Origin of the sequence: Thalassococcus sp. S3 (assembly GCF_004216475.1) — a bacterium.
Classification (GTDB): domain Bacteria; phylum Pseudomonadota; class Alphaproteobacteria; order Rhodobacterales; family Rhodobacteraceae.
Genome location: NZ_CP022303.1, coordinates 1,540,575 through 1,557,768, shown reverse-complemented (window position 1 = coordinate 1,557,768; position 17,194 = coordinate 1,540,575). Strand labels below are relative to the sequence as shown.

Genomic DNA, 17,194 nt, shown 5'->3' with positions numbered 1-17,194 from the left:
CGCGGCGGTGGTCAATCCGCTGATCCCTTGCGCGGGCCATCTGTGCGCTTTACATCGCGCTGACGCCTCTTTGCCGGAAGATCCAAGCTCATGAGCAAGCCACCCCCTCCTCAGACAGCCGAACGCAGCCGCGTGTTGCTGGGGTGGCTGTGGCGCGGCTATCTCCGCCGATACCTGGGTCTTTTGGGCATTGCCCTGATCTTCATGCTGATCGAAGGGTCGATGGTCGGCGCGCTCAGCTACATGATGCAGCCGATGTTCGATGAGGTCCTCGTGGCCGGCAACAGCAATGCGCTGTGGTGGGTCAGCGTGGCCATCCTTGGCATTTTCGTCATCCGCGCCTTTTCCGGGGTCATCCAGAAAGTGCTCTTGACCCGGATCGCGCTGCTGACGGCTGCGGATATCCGGTTTGATCTGCTCGACCGTCTGATCCGCCAGGACGGCGCCTTTCACCAGTCTCATCCACCGGGCTTCCTGATCCAGCGGGTCCAGTCGGACGTCGACGCCGTCAACATGGTCTGGCGGGCCATCATCACCGGTGCAGGGCGTGATGTGATCACGCTGGTGGTGTTGATGGGCGTGGCCATAAATATCGACTGGAAGTGGGCGGCCATCGCCTGTATCGGCACGCCGCTGATGCTTGCCCCCGCGCTTATGGCGCAGCGCTATGTCCGCAAGAAAGCAAGCCAAGCCAGAGATTTAGGCGCCGTTCTTGCAACGAGACTTGATGAGGTGTTTCACGGAATTGTACCGGTCAAGCTGAACGCGCTCGAACGGTATCAGGCAAAGCGATACCGGGAACATACCGACACGTTCGTCTACGCCGAAACGCGCGCGTCTTTCGGTACGGCCACGATCCCCGGACTGGTGGACATCATGGCGGGCCTCGGCTTCATGGGGGTGTTGATCTATGGCGGCTCCGAGATCATCGCCGGGGAAAAGACGGTTGGCCAATTCATGAGCTTTTTCACTGCGATGGGCCTTGCTTTTGATCCCCTGCGCCGGCTGGGCGCTATCAGCGGCCTTTGGCAAAGTGCCGCCGCCGCGATCGAACGGATCAAGGCGCTGATGGAAGCGCCAATCATGCTGACCTCACCCGACAACCCCGTAGCACCCCCCGCGGGCGTGCCGGAAGTCCGGCTGGATGGCGTCACCGTAAGATACGCCGATACGCCGGTGTTGAACGACGTTTCGCTAGTGGCGGAGGCTGGCAAGACGACCGCACTTGTCGGCGCTTCGGGCGCCGGGAAATCGACCATTTTCAACCTTTTGACCCGCCTTGTTGATGCTGAAGATGGCGAAACCCTGATCGGGGACGTCGACACAAAGGCGATGAGTTTAGGCGATCTGCGGGGGCTTTTTTCGGTTGTCAGCCAGGAGGCCCTGCTTTTCGACGAGACTTTGCGGGAAAACGTGCTTCTTGGCCGACAGGACGTGCCGGAAGAGCGGTTGAAAGAGGTGCTGGACGCGGCGCATGTCAGCGACTTCCTGCCAAGTCTTCCCGATGGGCTCGATACCGAGGTGGGGCCACGCGGCTCGGCCTTGTCGGGCGGGCAACGTCAACGCGTGGTGATTGCCCGCGCTTTGCTGAGGGACACGCCGATCCTCCTGCTGGATGAGGCCACAAGTGCCCTTGACGCGCAATCAGAGCAGGTGGTTCAGGATGCGCTTGACCGGCTTTCGGGCGGGCGCACGACGCTGGTGATCGCGCACCGTTTGTCAACGATCCAGGGCGCGGACAAGATTGTCGTGATGGATCGCGGCCGGATCGTGGACGAAGGCAGCCATGACGAATTGCTGGAGCGTGGTGGCCTTTACGCCGATCTCTACCGGCTGCAATTCAAGGAAGGCAAAGCGGTGGCCGAACCTTTGGGCAGCGCCCCGCCAAACGAGAATGCGATCGTCCCGCACTCTGATGCGACGGGCTGGCTCTCCCGACTGCGGGTCAGGCTTTTCGGCTGATCGTCAGTTCGGGCACGCTCGCCCCGGACGGTGTTGATGCTGCCTCCGGAGACAAGCGGAATGACGACAGGCTGGCCCGGACCGGCATGACCTGCGCCCCTTTTGGACAGATCGCTTTTGCGCCCACGTCCGAGGCCCGCAGAAGAAGCGGATGGTCCCGAGAGGGCGCGCCACTGACATGAGCCGACAGGTTGCGCGCCGAGGCCCAGATCATGGGTCGCAATCCGGGCGCGCGCAGATGGACCGGGCAGAAAGCAGGCGTGCTTTCAGACCTGAGATAGGCAGCCGCCGTTTCGGACCAACCCGGCTGAAGGATACAGTCCGGGCGCATGATCCAAAGCCATCGGCCCCGCGCCATCTTGATGCCGTTGCGGACCTGCGCCTGCCAGCCGGGCGCCCCCGACACGATTTCCGCCCCCGCCGCATCCGCCATTGCGAGCGTCGCATCACAAGACCCGCCATCACTGATCACAAGGTCGCGGATCAGACCGGCATGCAACCCTTCCATGAGAGCGGTCAGACAGGTTGGCAGATGGGGCTGTGCGTTCAGGGTGGGTAAGATGAAACTGATCTGGGCGACCATGGGCCCTCACGTGACAATCGTTAAAGGTTGCGCTGGGACATGACCCTATTATGTATTCGGCAGATATCAAAGGAGCGTCAACATGGCCAGCCGCCGCATTCTCAGCCTGACCGGCTCCGACGTCCACGAGTTCCTGCAAGGCCTTGTGACCAATGACGTTTCGGGACTGTCCGATGGTCTAGTCTATACCGCGATCCTGACCCCGCAAGGCAAATACATCGCCGACTTTTTCATGATCCAGACGGACGATGCCGTTCTCATCGACGTCGCCGAAGAGGCTGCGGACATGCTGGCCAAGCGGCTGACGATGTATAAACTGCGCGCGGATGTCTCCATCTCTGACACGGACATTGGTGTTCAGCGTGGCACCGGCCCGGTGCCGGATGGCGCTCTGCCCGATCCGCGCCACCCGGAATTGGGGTGGCGGGCCTATTCGGAGGGGCCCGAAGCCGATGACGGCACCGATTGGACCGCGCTGCGCGTCGCGCATTGCATCCCGGAAACCGGTATCGAGCTGACCGGGGATACCTTCATCCTCGAGGCGGGCTTTGAAGCGCTCAACGGCGTGGATTTCAAAAAGGGCTGCTATGTCGGCCAGGAAGTCACGGCCCGCATGAAGCACAAGACCGAGTTGCGAAAGGGCCTTGCACGTATCACGATCTCGGAACCGGTCCCCGTGGGCAGCGAGATCGAGGCAAATGGAAAGCTGGCGGGCACGGTCTTGACCCAAGCGGGCGGCGAGGCCATCGCCTATTTGCGCTTTGACCGTGCCAAGGGCGATATGCAGGCGGCGGGAGCACATGTCAAACGCGTCTGAGCGTCGATCCGTGTTCGGTGGTGCTGCGGTTTGCCAGCCGAACGGCGACACATGGACCAGCGCGAACGCTCGCCTGATCGGGTGTTCACGCGGTTAGACGGATACGCTGAACGCGGCTCCAATCACTACATCGATCTCACAGCTATTGCAGGGCTTGCCCTGCGTGAGACGTGAAGTCTTGCCATTGCCGTGTTTCGCGAAGAAACACCCCAAAGATGGACCGTTGCGAGGTCAAACGGTTCAATCAAGCAAATGGGAGTTTCGGCGAGAGGGATAACAGAAAAAGCACATTCTTGAAGCCAACGGAGAGGCGCAGGCCGAATTGACAGGCGGCAGGCACGCGGCGCATCCGCACAAGACCGGCCTTTGAAGGTCACCCAAAGGACCAGCCAGTTGCGGCTTGATCCCCGAGTTGAGATCAATGGGCGACGGCGTCTATCTGCTGATGCGGTGCCCACTTATTCCACAAATATCCTCCTGATCCGCGGAAAAGCGGCGGAGCCCGGAAAAACAGCCATATCGCCTCTGGCCATGTCGCAGACGTCGCTCTATATGACGCGAATAAGATAATTTCCTATCGGAAACAGGCGAGGAAGCGATGCCGGGCTACAACACCAAGTTCGAACTGAATGTCGAGGATATTGAACTGATCGAAACGGCTTTGCAGGCGCGCAAGTCGGAATTGTGCCTCAAACGCCTGGATATCGATGAAGATGGCGAAGAGGCCGAACAGATCGACGCCACCCTTGCCGATACGCATGACCTTCTGGGCCGGCTGCACAACCAAAAGGTGTTCTACCGCCCCAAGACCGTGCGCGGCGCCCCCTATATCGGCGGCTGACGCGCGGGCCTAAAGCTGTTCCATCACCTCGTCGGACGCTTCGAAATTGGTGGTGACGCGCTGCACGTCGTCATCATCTTCTAGAGCATCGATCAGCTTCATCAGCTTCTGCATGCTCTCCAGATCCATATCGGTGGTGGTGGTGGGCTTCCAAACCAATTTGGTGCTTTCGCTTTCGCCCAACTCGGCTTCCAGTGCGGAAGAGACGTCATTGAGGTCGGTATCCGCGCACCAGATGATATGGCCGTCTTCACTGCTTTCGACATCGTCGGCGCCCGCCTCGATCGCGGCCATCATGATGGTGTCGGCATCGCCGGTCTCGGCTGAATATGCCACCTCGCCCTTGCGTTCGAACATGAAGCCGACCGAACCGGTCTCTCCCAGGTTGCCGCCGTTCTTGGAAAAGGTGGAACGCACGGTCGAGGCGGTTCGGTTACGGTTGTCGGTCATTGCCTCGACGATCACGGCAACGCCGTTGGGGCCATAACCCTCATAGCGGATTTCCTCGTATTCGTCGCCGTCGCCCGCCTGGGATTTCTTGATCGCGCGTTCGATCACGTCCTTTGGGACGGAATTCGACTTGGCCTCTTTCACCGCAAGCCGCAGGCGCGGGTTCTTGTCGGGGTCGGGATCCCCCATCTTCGCGGCGACGGTGATCTCCTTGGAGAGTTTCGAGAACAATTTCGACCGCGCAGCGTCCTGACGCCCCTTGCGATGCTGAATATTTGCCCATTTTGAATGGCCCGCCATGAGGTCCTCACCCGTCTTTTCACGCTATCGCCGCTCTATAAAACAGGTTGGCGGCGGGGGGCAATCCCATGCGGGTCAGCGCTCAGGCGGTGGGCGGGAACGGCGAAACCAGGCATCGTTTTATCGAATGCATGGGCGGAGGACGCGGTAAAATGACCCTGCCGTTTCATGGCGGTTGCCGCGTCTGTGGCCATGGCATCACCAGGCTTTCCCAAAAAAGAGGCGTGACCCGATCCGGGGCCATGTCTAGAAACGCCGCCATGACCTTGGACCAGATTATTCTTTTTTCGCTTTTCGCAGCCGTCTTCGCCCTCCTGCTCTGGGGGCGGTTCCGCTATGATATCGTGGCCTTTTCAGCCCTCATGATCGGCGTCGTTCTGGGGGTCGTGCCGGTGGAGGACGCCTTTTCGGGGTTTGGCCACCCCGCCACGCTGATCGTGGCCCTTGTCCTGGTGGTTTCGGCCGGCCTGGTCCGGTCGGGAGCCGTCTTTCTCATCACGCGCACGCTTGTGGACAGCTCACGCAATCTGGGTGCGCATATCGCGCTGATGGGCGGGATCGGCGGGGTGCTGTCGGCCTTTATGAACAACGTGGCAGCCCTGGCCCTGCTGATGCCGGTCGACATCCAGACCGCGCGCAAGGCGGGCCGCGCGCCGGGTATCAGCCTGATGCCGCTAAGCTTCGCCACGATCCTGGGTGGAATGGTCACACTGATCGGCACGCCGCCCAACATCATCATCGCGTCTATCCGGCAGGAATCTTTGGGAGAGCCGTTTCGAATGTTCGATTTCGCCCCGGTGGGCGGGGTCGCGGCCCTTGCGGGATTGGCTTTCGTTGCGCTGGTCGGCTGGCGCCTGATCCCGGCACGCGACACCGCGGCGGGCGCTGTCGGTGACTTGGCGCAATACATCGCCGAGCTGACGGTGCCGACAGGCTCCAAACAGATCGGCAAACGCATCGCCGAGCTGGAAGAGACGGCGGAGAAAACAGACGTCGCCATTCTGGGCCTCATGCGGGATGGCAAGCGCCGCTATGGGAGGGCGCGCAATTCGGTGCTGCGCGAAGGCGACGTGCTGGTGCTGGAGGCCACGCCGGAAGCGCTGGACGAGTTCCGGTCGGCGCTTGGCCTCGCCTTCTCCGACGCCGCGCGGCAGGAGCAGTTGACGGCAGGCGGCGAAGGGTTGGAGGTGATCGAGGTCGTGGCGACCGAAACCTCCCGCATTACCGGTAAAACAGCGCAGAGCGTCGGCCTCACCTGGCGGCAGAGCACGGTCCTGATGGGGCTGTCGCGCAAGGGCAAGCGGATCACCAAGCAGGTGCGCAAAACCGTTGTGGAGCCGGGGGACATCCTGCTCCTTCTCTGCCCGCGCGACACCGCATCTGATGTGACTGACTGGCTGGGCTGCCTGCCGCTGGCGCAAAGAGGCCTGAACGTGACGGCGGATGAAAAGGTCTGGCTGGCCATCGGTCTTTTTGCGGGCGCTGTGGCGGCTGCAAGCCTGGGGCTGATCTATCTGCCCATTGCTCTGGGTCTTGTCGTGGTGGCTTACGTGCTGGCCAAGATCGTGCCCGTGTCCGAGCTCTACACTCACATCGAATGGCCGGTCGTGGTGCTGCTGGGCTCCATGATCCCGCTCGGCGCGGCGTTGAAAACCTCGGGTGGGACCGAATTGATCGCGGGCGCCTTGGTGGGCCTGACCGAAGGCCTGCCCGCCTGGGCGATCCTGACGGTGCTGATGGTGGTGACGATGACGCTGTCGGACGTGCTCAACAACACTGCCACCACCATCGTCGCGGCGCCGGTGGGTATCCAGATGGCGCAAAGCCTCGGTGTCTCCCCCGACCCGTTCCTGATGGCTGTCGCGGTGGCCGCGTCGGCGGCGTTCCTCACCCCCATCGGGCACAAGAACAACACGCTGATCCTGGGGCCCGGAGGGTATCAATTCGGAGATTACTGGCGCATGGGCCTGCCGCTGGAGATCATCATCGTGGCCGTGTCGATCCCTGCGATACTGCTTTTCTGGCCGCTCTGACCTTGCGGCACTTTCCGCGATGATCGGTTGAAGCCGACCGCACCCCCTGCCTAGTCTGACTGAAATCAGGCTTTGGGAGGGGTCTTTGTGGATATTCTGATCAACGTGTTTCTGCCGCTATCGCTGGCGATCATCATGTTTTCGCTGGGCGTCGGGCTGGAGGCGGCGGACTTCAAACGTGTCGCCCAACGCGGCCATGCCTTTCTGATCGGCGCCATCTCTCAGGTTCTTTTGCTGCCGATGACCGCCTTCGTCATCACGTTGATCTTCGATTTGCCGCCCGAGATCGCGGTAGGGATCATGATCCTGTCCTTCTGCCCCGGCGGGGTGACAAGCAACATTCTGTCCAAACTGTCGAAGGGAGACGTGGCCCTGTCGGTCTCCCTGACGGCGGTGATCAGCCTGCTCAGCATCCTGACCGTGCCGTTCCTTGTGGCTTGGTCGGTGGGTTACTTCATGGGCGACGCCGCGCCAGAGGTTTCCATTGCAAGCCTCGCCTTTGCCCTCTTTCTCATTACCACCCTGCCCGTCGTGATCGGGGTGGCGCTCAGGCATTTCGCCACCGGTTTCGCGCTGGCCATCGATCTTCCGCTGTCGCGGCTTGCCGTGGCCCTGTTCGTCATCATCGTGCTGGCGGCGCTTGCCACCAATTGGGACACTTTCGTCGAGAATGTGGCCGTCATCGGCGGCGCACTGATCGCACTGAACGCGGCGCTTCTGGTTATCGGGCTGGTGCTGGCCAAGCTGGGACGGCTGACCTGGCCCGAGATGAAGACGATCTCGCTGGAGACCGGCGTGCAGAACTCCACCCTCGGGATCGCGCTGGCGGCTTTGGTCACCGGCGTCACCGACGGGTTCAGCACCATGGCCTTGCCGTCGGCGGTTTACGGGATCACCATGTATCTGGTGGCCCTGCCCTTCATCGCATGGTTCCGCAGCCGGTAGAGGAGCGCGCATATGGATCAAGCAGACGCAATCATCGTGGGCGGCGGGCTGGCCGGATTGGTCGCAGCCGCCGAGCTAGGCGACCGGGGCAAAAAGGTGATCCTGCTGGATCAGGAGCCCGAGAGTTTCCTTGGCGGTCAGGCCTTCTGGAGCCTTGGCGGTCTCTTCATGATCGACACGCCCGAGCAGCGCCGCATGGGCATCCGCGACAGTCGCGCGCTGGCGCTCAATGACTGGATGGGCAGCGCGCAGTTTGACCGCGACGAAGACGCCTGGCCCCGCAAATGGGCCGAAGCCTTCCTCGACTTCGCTGCCGGAGAGATGCGGCCCTGGCTGCACGGCATGGGCATGCGCTGGTTCCCCATCGTAGGCTGGGCCGAACGTGGCGGCTCCTACGCCGACGGGCACGGCAATTCGGTGCCGCGCTTTCACATCACCTGGGGGACCGGGCCGGGCTCGATGGAGCAGTTCGAGCGGCGGGTACGCGAACATGTCAAGGCAGGGCTCATCGACCTGCGCTTTCGCCATCAGGTGGACCGGATCATCATGGAAAACGGTGCTGCCAAGGGCGTTGCGGGATCCCTGCTGGCCGAAGACACCGCAGAGCGTGGGCAGAAGACCAACCGCGAGGTGGTGGGCGATTTCGAGGTGCATGCGCCGTCGGTCATCGTCACCTCCGGCGGGATCGGCGGGAATTTCGAGATGGTGCGCAAGGTCTGGCCCGTGGACCGCCTTGGGCGCGCACCGAAAGAGATGGTGGCCGGCGTGCCCGCCCATGTGGATGGACGCATGATCGGCATTTCGGAGACGGCAGGCGGCCATGTCATCAACGGCGACCGGATGTGGCACTACACCGAAGGTGTGAAGAACTGGGATCCGATCTGGCCCAGCCACGGCATTCGCATCCTGCCCGGCCCATCCTCGATGTGGTTCGATGCGGAAGGCAACCGCTTTGCCCCGCCCTGCATGCCGGGTTTCGATTCGATGACGACGCTGCGGGAGATCCTGAAAACGGGTTACGAATACAGCTGGTTCGTGCTGACCCAGAAGGTGATCGAGAAGGAATTCGCACTTTCAGGGTCTGAACAGAACCCCGACCTGACCTCGAAAAGCTGGATGGAGGTCATCAAGGCACGCCTGCTGTCGGGGGGCGGTGCGCCAAAACCGGTGGAGGCGTTCAAAGAACGGGGCGAAGACTTTGTCGTGGCGCGCAATCTGGGCGATCTCGTGCGCGGTATGAACCAGGTCGCAGGCGGCGGGCTGATCTCGGAGGAAAAGCTGCGCAGCCAGATCGAGGCGCGGGATGCGCAGGTCGATAATCCCTTTACCAAAGACGCTCAGCTTATGGCGGTGCATGCGGCGCGCAATTATCGGGGTGACCGGCTGATCCGCACGGCGAAGCCGCACAAATTCCTGGATCCCGCCAACGGACCGCTGATCGCGGTGAAGCTGAATATCCTCACCCGCAAAACACTCGGCGGGCTGCAAACCAACTTGGACAGCCAGATGATCGGAGCGGATGGTGCGGTCGTGCCGGGTCTATTCGCCGCCGGAGAGGTCGCGGGCTTCGGCGGCGGCGGGTATCACGGCTATAACGCGCTCGAGGGCACGTTCCTGGGGGGCTGCATCTTCTCGGGCCGCAATGCGGGCCGGTCGGACGCAATCGCCTAGTTCGTGCCGTCAACGGAACGGTCGGCGATCCTGATGCGTTCGCTGCGGCTGTCGGCATTCATGCACGCCGCCATCTCAGGCGCATTCGGCGTTACGCCAAGACGCAGGCACGCGCTGCGATTGGCCTTTTGTTGCGCCGTCAGCTTGGCGTCATCGGTAACAGCCTGCGTCGGCTGCGTCTCGGCAACAGCAACGTGGGCCAGCATCAGCGCTGCACCCAGGGTCAGAAGTCGGTAGATCATCGCATCCTCCTGCATTTCTTTGGCTGAGGTAGCGGCAAACCCCGCAATGGCCAGCGCCTTCACGGAGGGTTGAGCCTAGCGTATGTCGCGAAAGAACGCCTTGAGCATCGCCTCTGCATCCGCGGCGCCGATCCCGTCGTAGATCTCTGGCACATGATGGGCCTGCGGATGGCTGAACACCCGCGCCCCATGCGCCACGCCCCCCGATTTCGGATCGCTGGCGCCGTAATAAAGCCGTCTGATCCGGGCCGCTGCAATCGCAGCAGCACACATCGCGCAGGGCTCCAGCGTCACGTAGAGATCGTGGTCCGGCAACCGCTCGGACCCCAGCGCGGCACAGGCGGCACGCAGGGCCAGGATTTCCGCGTGAGCCGTGGGATCGCTCATCTCTCGCGTGCGGTTGCCCGCCGCGGCCAGGACCTGGCCATCCGGCCCTGCGATCACTGCGCCCACGGGCACCTCGCCGCGCGCCCCCGCCGCGCGCGCCTCTCTAAGCGCTTGATCCATATGCGATTTGAAGACCATGCCGCAATCTGCCCCGGCATAGGCGCTTTCGCAAGGCCGCCAAATGCTCTAAGTCCGCCTCATGACCGCAACACCCCCTCCCGGCGACCGTATCGCCAAGGTTCTGTCCCGCGCCGGTGTCGCCTCCCGCCGCGAGGCGGAGCGCATGATCGAAGCGGGTCGTGTCAGCGTGAATGGCCGCAAAATCGACAGCCCCGCGCTGAATGTCACCGACACGGACAAGATTGCCGTCGACGGCAAGCCGATCAAGGAAGCCGAACCAGAGCGTCTCTGGCTCTATCACAAGCCGGCAGGTCTGGTGACCACGGAACGCGACGAGAAGGGCCGCCCCACCATCTTCGACGCCTTGCCCGAGGATATGCCGAGGGTCATGAGCGTTGGGCGGCTTGACCTGAATTCCGAAGGTTTGTTGCTGCTGACCAATGACGGCGGCGTGAAGCGCAAGCTGGAGCTTCCCTCCACCGGCTGGCTGCGCCGCTACCGTGTTCGGGTCAACGGCAAGCCGTCAGAGACGGATTTCGAACCGTTGCGACGCGGTCTGGCCATCGGAGAGGAGCGGTTCCAACCCATGACGGTGACACTCGACCGTCAACAGGGGGCCAATGCCTGGCTGACCGTCGCCCTGCGCGAGGGCAAGAACCGCGAGATCCGCCGCGCCATGGAGGAGATCGGGCTGAGCGTGAACCGCCTGATCCGGATCTCGTACGGACCGTTCCAGCTCGGCCAACTGAAATCGGGCGCTGTCGAAGAGCTCCGTCGGCGTGTTGTGCGGGATCAGCTTGGCCTCGACACAGTCACGCCCAAGCCCAAACGCGCCCCAAGGCGGCGAAAAAGCTGAAAATCCGGCAGAAACTTGCAGGCCTCTCGGCGGTTTTCATGGCTTTGCCCTAGCAAGCGGGCGGCTAATCGCATATTTTTCCCGGTAATGGAGCGTCCCGGGGGAAGCACATGAAAGGATCCGGATTGCAAAGCGTCGCATATGCGGCCCTGATGGTGGTCCTTTTTGGCGCAGCCACAGGCTGGCTTGGGGGGCTTTGAGCCGATGGCCAAACGCTATGGTGGCAAATACAGCCCCGACGGTTTCGACAATACACCGAAGAAAACAAAGAAGAAAAAGCGCGGCAGCTATGAAGGCGCGGACGTCGATCCCGCCGGGGCGAGCGCGAATGTCCTTTTTGTTCCGCCCATCATCCTGGTCTTCACCTCTCTCGGGGACGGCGCGATTGAGCTGGTCCTTGGCCTTGGCGCGGCGGCGCTTTTGGGGCTGGGGGCGTGGCTTCTGCGCGAGGGCCTCAGAGCCGAAGCGGCCTTTGCGGCGCGCAAGGTGGCGCGTCGCCCGGCCATGCCACGCAAGATCTTTGCGGGGCTGCTTGCCGGGCTGGGCGTCGCCGTGGCCACCTATCGAAACGACCCCGGACTGGTTGCCCCGATCTTATACGGTGGCGCGGCGCTTGGATTGCATCTGACAGCCTTCGGGATCGACCCGCTGCGCGACAAGGGGCTGGAAGGCGTCGATACCTTTCAGCAGGACCGTGTCGCCCGCGTGGTCGACGAGGCAGAAGCGCATCTCAAAGCCATGACCGACGCGATCCAGCGTGCAGGCGACCGCAAAATGGAAGCACGGGTCGAAGCGTTCCAGAGCACGGCGCGCGAGCTTTTCCGCACGGTAGAGGAAGACCCCCGCGACCTGACGGCCGCGCGCAAATATCTTGGTGTCTATCTTCTGGGTGCCCGCGACGCGACGATCAAGTTTGCCGATATCTACAGCCGCAGCCGGGATGACCAGGCGCGCCAAGACTATGCGGCGCTCTTGGATGATCTGGACGAGAATTTCGCGGCGCGGACGCGCAAGATGCTTCTGGAAGACCGCAGCGATCTGACGGTTGAAATCGACGTTTTGAGAGAAAGATTACAGCGGGAAGGCGTTCGCCTGTGACCGCGCAGCCAACATTGAAAGCGAGGATGCCCTCTGATGTCTGAAACTGTTCGCAAGAAAGCCGAGGAAACCCTCGCCATGGTCGACGAAGTGAATGCCGTCGTCCTGCCCGAACCCAGCACCGAGATCGTTCCGCTTGAACAGGCAGACGCTCCGGTCAGTGCCGAGATCCGCCGCCGCATGGACGAGATCGACATGTCCAACACCAATTCGATCGTTTCGTTCGGATCGGGCGCGCAGGCCGAATTGCAGCAGATCAGCCAGGCCATGCTGGCCGATGTCCGGAACAAGGATGTCGGCCCGGCGGGCGATAGACTGCGGGACATCGTGACAACGATCCGCGGGTTTTCAGTGTCGGAGCTGGACGTCCGGCGCGAGCGCAGCTTTTGGGAGAAGCTTCTTGGAAAGGCCGCGCCCTTTGCCAAATTCACCGCGAAGTTCGAAACGATCCAGGGGCAGATCGACAAGATCACCGATGACCTTCTGGCCCATGAGCACACATTGCTCAAAGACATCAAATCGCTCGACATCCTCTATGAAAAGACACTGAATTTCTACGATGAGCTGGCGCTTTACATCGCGGCGGGCGAGGAAAAGCTGAACGAGCTGGACACCACCCTGATCCCGGCCAAGGACGCCGAGGTGCAGGCCGCGCCGGAAGACGATCAGGTGATCAAAGCACAGGAATTGCGCGATCTGCGGGCCGCACGCGATGACCTGGAGCGCCGCGTGCACGATCTGAAACTGACCCGCCAGGTCACGATGCAGTCGCTCCCTTCGATCCGTCTGGTTCAGGAGAATGACAAAAGCCTTGTGACGAAGATCAATTCGACCCTCGTCAACACCGTTCCGCTTTGGGAAACGCAGCTTGCGCAGGCCGTCACGATCCAACGCAGCCGCGAGGCCGCAAGCGCGGTGCGGGAGGCAAACGATCTCACCAACGAATTGCTGACCGCCAACGCCGCCAATCTGCGCGAGAGCAACAAGGTCATTCGGGAAGAGATGGAGCGAGGCGTTTTCGACATTGAAGCGGTGAAGCAAGCCAATGCGGACCTTATCGGAACCATTCAGGAATCCCTTCAGATCGCGGATGAGGGCAAGACCCGCCGCGCGGCTGCCGAGGAGGATCTGCAGAAGATGGAGGCCGAGCTGCGCGATACGCTTGCGTCGGCCAAGGCACGGCGTGACGGGATCGGCGACACCGCGGGCACAGCGGTTCCGAACTGATCCCATGTCAGAAATACGCTTTTCAAGATCGGCGGGCAAAGCGGCCCGCTGGGCGAGTTGTGTGGCAGCCGTGGCACTGCTGTCTGCTTGCGATTTGCTGAACCCGGTCGATCCTGTTCCCATCCCGCCAAGCCGTCCGGCCTCGCTGGTGCCTGCCGCGGTGGTGGTGCCCCAGCGCTCTGTTCAGAGCGAAACGCTGCGGCGTTACTATGCACAGGTACAAAGCGACTTGCAGACCCGGGGCCTGTTGCGCACCGACGGGGGCGGGCCGGACACCCCCTTTGACGCCGAAGATCTGGTCCGGAATTTCGAGGCCATCGCCTTTTTCGACGAATATGCCAGAGGCACAGGCATCTCACAGCGGGGCGGAGGCGCAGGTCTTTTGCGGCGCTGGAGCGGCCCGGTGCGGATCGGCATGGAATTCGGCGCAAGCATTATGGACGATCAGGAACAGAAAGATCGCGGCAGCCTCAACAGCTATGCGGGACGGCTGGCCCGGGCCACGCAGCATCCGATTTCGGTTGGCGGAAATGGCGCGAACTTCCATGTCCTGTTCATGAGCGAGGATGACAGGGACGAACTGCGCATGCTGCTGCGCCGGCTGGTTCCGAATGCCAGTCAGCAGACGCTGAATATCTTCACCAACCTGCCGCGCTCCATCCATTGTCTGGTGGTGGCGTTCTCTGAAGGGGACAATCCGCAGGACTACACCAAGGCCGTCGCATTGGTGCGCGCGGAACACCCCGATCTTGTCCGGCTCAGCTGCATCCACGAAGAGGTGGCGCAAGGTCTGGGACTGGCCAATGACAGTCCGCAGGCACGCCCCTCTATCTTCAATGACGACGATGAATTCGCATTGTTGACCAACCATGACGAGTTGCTGCTGCGCATGTTATACGACCCAAGGCTCAAACAAGGCATGTCGGCGGAACAGGCCCGTCCCATCGCGCGGATCGTGGCGCGCGAATTGATGGGCCAGTCACTCTAACCTCCCGAAAGGACCGATCATGGGCATTTTCGATTTTCTGACCGGCGAGTTCATCGACGTCATCCATTGGGTCGACGACACCCGTGACACCATGGTCTGGCGCTTTGAACGCGAAGGCCACGAAATCAAGTATGGGGCAAAGCTGACGGTCCGCGAAGGCCAGGCGGCGGTGTTCGTGCATGAGGGGCAGCTGGCGGATGTGTTCACACCCGGTCTCTACATGCTGGAGACCAACAACATGCCGATCATGACGACGTTGCAGCATTGGGATCACGGGTTCAAAAGCCCCTTCAAGTCCGAGATTTACTTTGTCAACACGACCCGGTTCAACGATTTGAAATGGGGCACGAAGAACCCGGTGATCTGCCGGGACCCGGAATTCGGTCCCGTCCGGCTGCGCGCCTTTGGAACCTATTCGGTGCGGGTGTCGGACCCGGCGAAGTTTCTGGTGGAAATCGTCGGGACAGACGGCGAATTCACCATGGACGAGATCAGTTTCCAGATCCGCAACATCATCGTGCAGGAGTTTTCGCGCACCCTGGCAAGGGCCGGTATTCCGGTTCTGGACATGGCCGCCAATACCCGCGAGCTTGGCCAGCTTGTCGCCACCGAGATCGGCCCGAAGCTGGCAGAATACGGGCTGATGATCCCTGAACTTTATGTCGAGAATATCTCTCTGCCCCCCGCGGTGGAGGAGGTGATGGACAAACGCTCCTCAATGGGCGTGATCGGGAACCTCAACGAATATATGCAATTTCAGGCGGCCGAAGCGCTGGGGCGCGAAGGGACCGGCGCGGCGGCCATCCAGGCCGGCCTGGGCGCGGGGCTTGGCATGCAGATCGGTCAGACAGCTGCACAGGGTGGGCCTTGGGGCAGCCAGGCGCCTGAGCAGATCACGACCGCCCCGGCCGCGCGCCAATTGCCGCCACCGCCGCCGGTCGAACATGTCTGGCACATCGCCCGGAACGGGCAGACGACCGGTCCGTTCTCCAAGGCCACGCTGGGGCGCATGGCCGCCGAAGGAGAGCTGACACGGGAGACCTATGTCTGGACGGCCGGACAAGACGGCTGGATGAAGGCCGAAGATGTGCAGGAGCTCGCGCAGCTTTTCACGATCCTGCCGCCCCCTCCCCCACCGGGGATCTAGGCCGATGACCCGCCGCCGTGCCACGATCTTGCTTCACTGGTCGGTCTTTCTGCTGGCCATCCTGATCATGGCCACGTCGACCCCGCTGGCTGCGCTGAACTGGGCCTTCGCGATCTGCGGGCTTGCCATGGTGGCCATCGCGCTTGTCAAAGGGTTGATGGGTGGGCCTGGACCAAAGCTGCAGGGCGCGCTTCGAACCGCTCATCCCTGGATGCACCGTGCGCTTTACGCCGGTCTAGCCTATGCCTCGGTCGCGGCGGCCTTTTTCGAATTGGACCGTCCCCTTCCCGGGCCCGAGTTACCGAGGCTGATGTTCTTTGTGATCTCGGTTGCGTCGCTGCATGGCATCTTTCACCTCTGGCGTCATACCGCGCTTGGAGATGGCGCGCTTCGGCGCATGACGCCAAAGGCGGTCCATGGCATTCTCTGACGCCCCCGCCCCGGTCGAGGAACATCGGTTTCCCTGTGCCCAATGCGGCGCGGACTACCGGTTCAATCCCGCCTCTGGTGTGCTGAAATGCGATCATTGCGGTCATACCGACGACATCAATTCCGGCCCCTGGGGTGGCGCCACGCTAAAGGAATTGGATTTTCAGACAGCCTTGGCGCAGGACTTGCCGCAAGCGGAGATGGAAGAGACGCGCGTGCTGTCTTGCCCCAATTGTGCCGCGCAGGTGGAGTTCGACCCGGATATTCATGCCGCGGAATGCCCGTTCTGCGCCACGCCCGTCGTCACCGACACCGGGACGCACCGGCATATCAAGCCGCGCGGCGTCTTGCCCTTTTCGGTCGATGAGCGCACTGCACAACGGGCCATGACCGATTGGCTGGGCAGCCTCTGGTTCGCACCCAACGGCCTTCAGGACTATGCCCGCAAAGGACGCAGGATGCAGGGTATCTACGTGCCCTACTGGACCTTCGACACCGACACGACCTCGCAATACCGGGGCGAACGGGGAACGGTTTATTACCAGACACGTACCGTGATGCGCGATGGCAAGCGGGTGCAGACACAGGTGGCCAAGGTGCGCTGGCGCTCGGTCTCGGGCAGGGTCGCGCGCTTTTTCGATGACGTACTGGTGCTGGCGTCAAAAAGCCTGCCGAAGAAATACACCGACGCCCTGGAGCCATGGGATCTGCCGGCGCTTGAGCCCTACCGTCCGGAATACCTTGCAGGGTTCCGGGCCGAAGGCTACGCGGTCGCCCTTCCCGATGGATATGACGAGGCACGCGCGCATATGGCCCGCGTGATCGAACGCGACGTCCGCTTTGACATCGGCGGGGACCGGCAGCGGATCCACGCGCTGGATACCGATGTCAGGGACATCACGTTCAAACACGTGCTTCTGCCGGTTTGGCTCGCCGCGTATAAATATCGCGGCGAGACCTATCGCTTCGTGGTGAACGGACGGACCGGTCGGGTGCAGGGCGAACGGCCCTGGTCGGCCATCAAGATCGCCATCGCCGTTGTGGTCGGCCTTATCGTGGCGGCCGGCGTGGGCTTTGTCGTCGCGCAAACCCAGTAGA

17 protein-coding genes are annotated in these 17,194 nt (G+C 62.1%); 13 read left to right on the top strand and 4 right to left on the bottom strand.

Translation table 11 applies throughout. The features are described from left to right. Positions 1 to 90 precede the first annotated feature (90 nt). Positions 91 to 1,962: an ABC transporter ATP-binding protein gene (locus CFI11_RS07795; protein WP_130404704.1), complete on the top strand. Its 1,872-nt coding sequence runs from the start codon at positions 91 to 93 to the stop codon at positions 1,960 to 1,962. Here CFI11_RS07795 and CFI11_RS07790 read toward each other — a convergent pair. Continuing rightward, the gene (locus CFI11_RS07790; RefSeq protein WP_130404702.1) at positions 1,946 to 2,545 is read right to left on the bottom strand and encodes a glycosyltransferase; all 600 of its coding nucleotides are present in this window, start codon (positions 2,543 to 2,545) and stop codon (positions 1,946 to 1,948) included. The two genes, CFI11_RS07795 and CFI11_RS07790, sit on opposite strands and share 17 nt — an antisense overlap. A gap of 82 nt (positions 2,546 to 2,627) precedes the next feature. Here CFI11_RS07790 and CFI11_RS07785 point away from each other — a divergent pair, with 82 nt between their 5' ends. Both CFI11_RS07785 and CFI11_RS07780 read left to right on the top strand, forming a co-directional pair. After that, a complete protein-coding gene (locus CFI11_RS07785; protein WP_130404700.1) occupies positions 2,628 to 3,362 on the top strand; it encodes a folate-binding protein YgfZ in 735 nt (244 codons plus the stop codon). Positions 3,363 to 3,960: 598 nt separating this feature from the next. After that, positions 3,961 to 4,203: a hypothetical protein gene (locus tag CFI11_RS07780; RefSeq protein ID WP_130404698.1), complete on the top strand. Its 243-nt coding sequence runs from the start codon at positions 3,961 to 3,963 to the stop codon at positions 4,201 to 4,203. 9 nt (positions 4,204 to 4,212) lie between these two features. On the opposite strand, the gene CFI11_RS07775 is transcribed toward CFI11_RS07780, so the two are convergent. Further along, positions 4,213 to 4,953 (bottom strand): YebC/PmpR family DNA-binding transcriptional regulator, encoded by a 741-nt coding sequence (locus CFI11_RS07775; RefSeq protein WP_130404696.1) that lies wholly within the window; start codon positions 4,951 to 4,953, stop codon positions 4,213 to 4,215. 260 nt (positions 4,954 to 5,213) lie between these two features. On the opposite strand from CFI11_RS07775, the gene CFI11_RS07770 reads away from it, so the two are divergent. From CFI11_RS07770 to CFI11_RS07760, 3 genes are all read left to right on the top strand, one after another. After that, on the top strand, positions 5,214 to 6,986 hold the full coding sequence (locus tag CFI11_RS07770) for an SLC13 family permease (protein WP_130409956.1): 1,773 nt from the start codon (positions 5,214 to 5,216) through the stop codon (positions 6,984 to 6,986). Positions 6,987 to 7,073: 87 nt separating this feature from the next. After that, complete coding sequence (locus CFI11_RS07765) at positions 7,074 to 7,931, top strand: bile acid:sodium symporter family protein (protein WP_130404694.1); 858 nt, start codon at positions 7,074 to 7,076, stop codon at positions 7,929 to 7,931. A 12-nt stretch (positions 7,932 to 7,943) separates the two neighbouring features. Then, the gene (locus CFI11_RS07760; protein WP_130404692.1) at positions 7,944 to 9,602 is read left to right on the top strand and encodes an FAD-binding dehydrogenase; all 1,659 of its coding nucleotides are present in this window, start codon (positions 7,944 to 7,946) and stop codon (positions 9,600 to 9,602) included. Here CFI11_RS07760 and CFI11_RS07755 read toward each other — a convergent pair. Beyond that, entirely contained in the window at positions 9,599 to 9,907 is a 309-nt protein-coding gene (locus CFI11_RS07755) for a hypothetical protein (protein ID WP_130404690.1), read from the bottom strand. The two genes, CFI11_RS07760 and CFI11_RS07755, sit on opposite strands and share 4 nt — an antisense overlap. Positions 9,908 to 9,919: 12 nt before the next feature. Beyond that, complete coding sequence (locus CFI11_RS07750) at positions 9,920 to 10,369, bottom strand: nucleoside deaminase (protein ID WP_130404688.1); 450 nt, start codon at positions 10,367 to 10,369, stop codon at positions 9,920 to 9,922. A gap of 61 nt (positions 10,370 to 10,430) precedes the next feature. Between CFI11_RS07750 and CFI11_RS07745 the strand changes: the two genes are divergently transcribed. The 7 genes from CFI11_RS07745 to CFI11_RS07715 all read left to right on the top strand — a co-directional run bounded on the left by CFI11_RS07745 (position 10,431) and on the right by CFI11_RS07715 (position 17,193). Continuing rightward, the gene (locus tag CFI11_RS07745; RefSeq protein WP_130404686.1) at positions 10,431 to 11,207 is read left to right on the top strand and encodes a pseudouridine synthase; all 777 of its coding nucleotides are present in this window, start codon (positions 10,431 to 10,433) and stop codon (positions 11,205 to 11,207) included. A gap of 204 nt (positions 11,208 to 11,411) precedes the next feature. Beyond that, positions 11,412 to 12,305 carry a 5-bromo-4-chloroindolyl phosphate hydrolysis family protein gene (locus tag CFI11_RS07740; RefSeq protein WP_130404684.1) on the top strand — a complete coding sequence of 298 codons (894 nt, stop codon included), beginning with the start codon at positions 11,412 to 11,414 and terminating at the stop codon, positions 12,303 to 12,305. 36 nt (positions 12,306 to 12,341) lie between these two features. Continuing rightward, positions 12,342 to 13,532: a toxic anion resistance protein gene (locus CFI11_RS07735; RefSeq protein WP_130404682.1), complete on the top strand. Its 1,191-nt coding sequence runs from the start codon at positions 12,342 to 12,344 to the stop codon at positions 13,530 to 13,532. A gap of 4 nt (positions 13,533 to 13,536) precedes the next feature. Further along, positions 13,537 to 14,520, top strand: a complete 984-nt coding sequence (locus CFI11_RS07730; RefSeq protein ID WP_130404680.1) for a DUF2927 domain-containing protein — start codon at positions 13,537 to 13,539, stop codon at positions 14,518 to 14,520. Between the two features lie 19 nt (positions 14,521 to 14,539). Beyond that, positions 14,540 to 15,667, top strand: coding sequence for an SPFH domain-containing protein (locus CFI11_RS07725; RefSeq protein WP_130404678.1), 1,128 nt, complete (start codon positions 14,540 to 14,542; stop codon positions 15,665 to 15,667). 4 nt (positions 15,668 to 15,671) lie between these two features. After that, a complete protein-coding gene (locus tag CFI11_RS07720; RefSeq protein WP_130404677.1) occupies positions 15,672 to 16,097 on the top strand; it encodes a hypothetical protein in 426 nt (141 codons plus the stop codon). Beyond that, the gene (locus CFI11_RS07715) at positions 16,084 to 17,193 is read left to right on the top strand and encodes a TFIIB-type zinc finger domain-containing protein (RefSeq protein ID WP_130404675.1); all 1,110 of its coding nucleotides are present in this window, start codon (positions 16,084 to 16,086) and stop codon (positions 17,191 to 17,193) included. The genes CFI11_RS07720 and CFI11_RS07715 overlap by 14 nt, the downstream gene beginning before the upstream one ends. The last annotated feature ends 1 nt before the right edge of the window (position 17,194 follow it).

Excerpts from the sequence above, each read along its gene's own strand:
- CFI11_RS07730 (WP_130404680.1), top strand. The coding sequence starts at position 13,537 with ATGTCAGAAATACGCTTTTCAAGATCGGCGGGCAAAGCGGCCCGCTGG.
- CFI11_RS07795 (WP_130404704.1), top strand. The coding sequence starts at position 91 with ATGAGCAAGCCACCCCCTCCTCAGACAGCCGAACGCAGCCGCGTGTTG.
- CFI11_RS07735 (WP_130404682.1), top strand. The coding sequence starts at position 12,342 with ATGTCTGAAACTGTTCGCAAGAAAGCCGAGGAAACCCTCGCCATGGTC.
- CFI11_RS07745 (WP_130404686.1), top strand. The coding sequence starts at position 10,431 with ATGACCGCAACACCCCCTCCCGGCGACCGTATCGCCAAGGTTCTGTCC.
- CFI11_RS07775 (WP_130404696.1), bottom strand. The coding sequence starts at position 4,953 with ATGGCGGGCCATTCAAAATGGGCAAATATTCAGCATCGCAAGGGGCGT.
- CFI11_RS07725 (WP_130404678.1), top strand. The coding sequence starts at position 14,540 with ATGGGCATTTTCGATTTTCTGACCGGCGAGTTCATCGACGTCATCCAT.
- CFI11_RS07760 (WP_130404692.1), top strand. The coding sequence starts at position 7,944 with ATGGATCAAGCAGACGCAATCATCGTGGGCGGCGGGCTGGCCGGATTG.
- CFI11_RS07785 (WP_130404700.1), top strand. The coding sequence starts at position 2,628 with ATGGCCAGCCGCCGCATTCTCAGCCTGACCGGCTCCGACGTCCACGAG.
- CFI11_RS07715 (WP_130404675.1), top strand. The coding sequence starts at position 16,084 with ATGGCATTCTCTGACGCCCCCGCCCCGGTCGAGGAACATCGGTTTCCC.
- CFI11_RS07790 (WP_130404702.1), bottom strand. The coding sequence starts at position 2,545 with ATGGTCGCCCAGATCAGTTTCATCTTACCCACCCTGAACGCACAGCCC.
- CFI11_RS07780 (WP_130404698.1), top strand. The coding sequence starts at position 3,961 with ATGCCGGGCTACAACACCAAGTTCGAACTGAATGTCGAGGATATTGAA.
- CFI11_RS07740 (WP_130404684.1), top strand. The coding sequence starts at position 11,412 with ATGGCCAAACGCTATGGTGGCAAATACAGCCCCGACGGTTTCGACAAT.
- CFI11_RS07770 (WP_130409956.1), top strand. The coding sequence starts at position 5,214 with ATGACCTTGGACCAGATTATTCTTTTTTCGCTTTTCGCAGCCGTCTTC.
- CFI11_RS07750 (WP_130404688.1), bottom strand. The coding sequence starts at position 10,369 with ATGGTCTTCAAATCGCATATGGATCAAGCGCTTAGAGAGGCGCGCGCG.
- CFI11_RS07720 (WP_130404677.1), top strand. The coding sequence starts at position 15,672 with ATGACCCGCCGCCGTGCCACGATCTTGCTTCACTGGTCGGTCTTTCTG.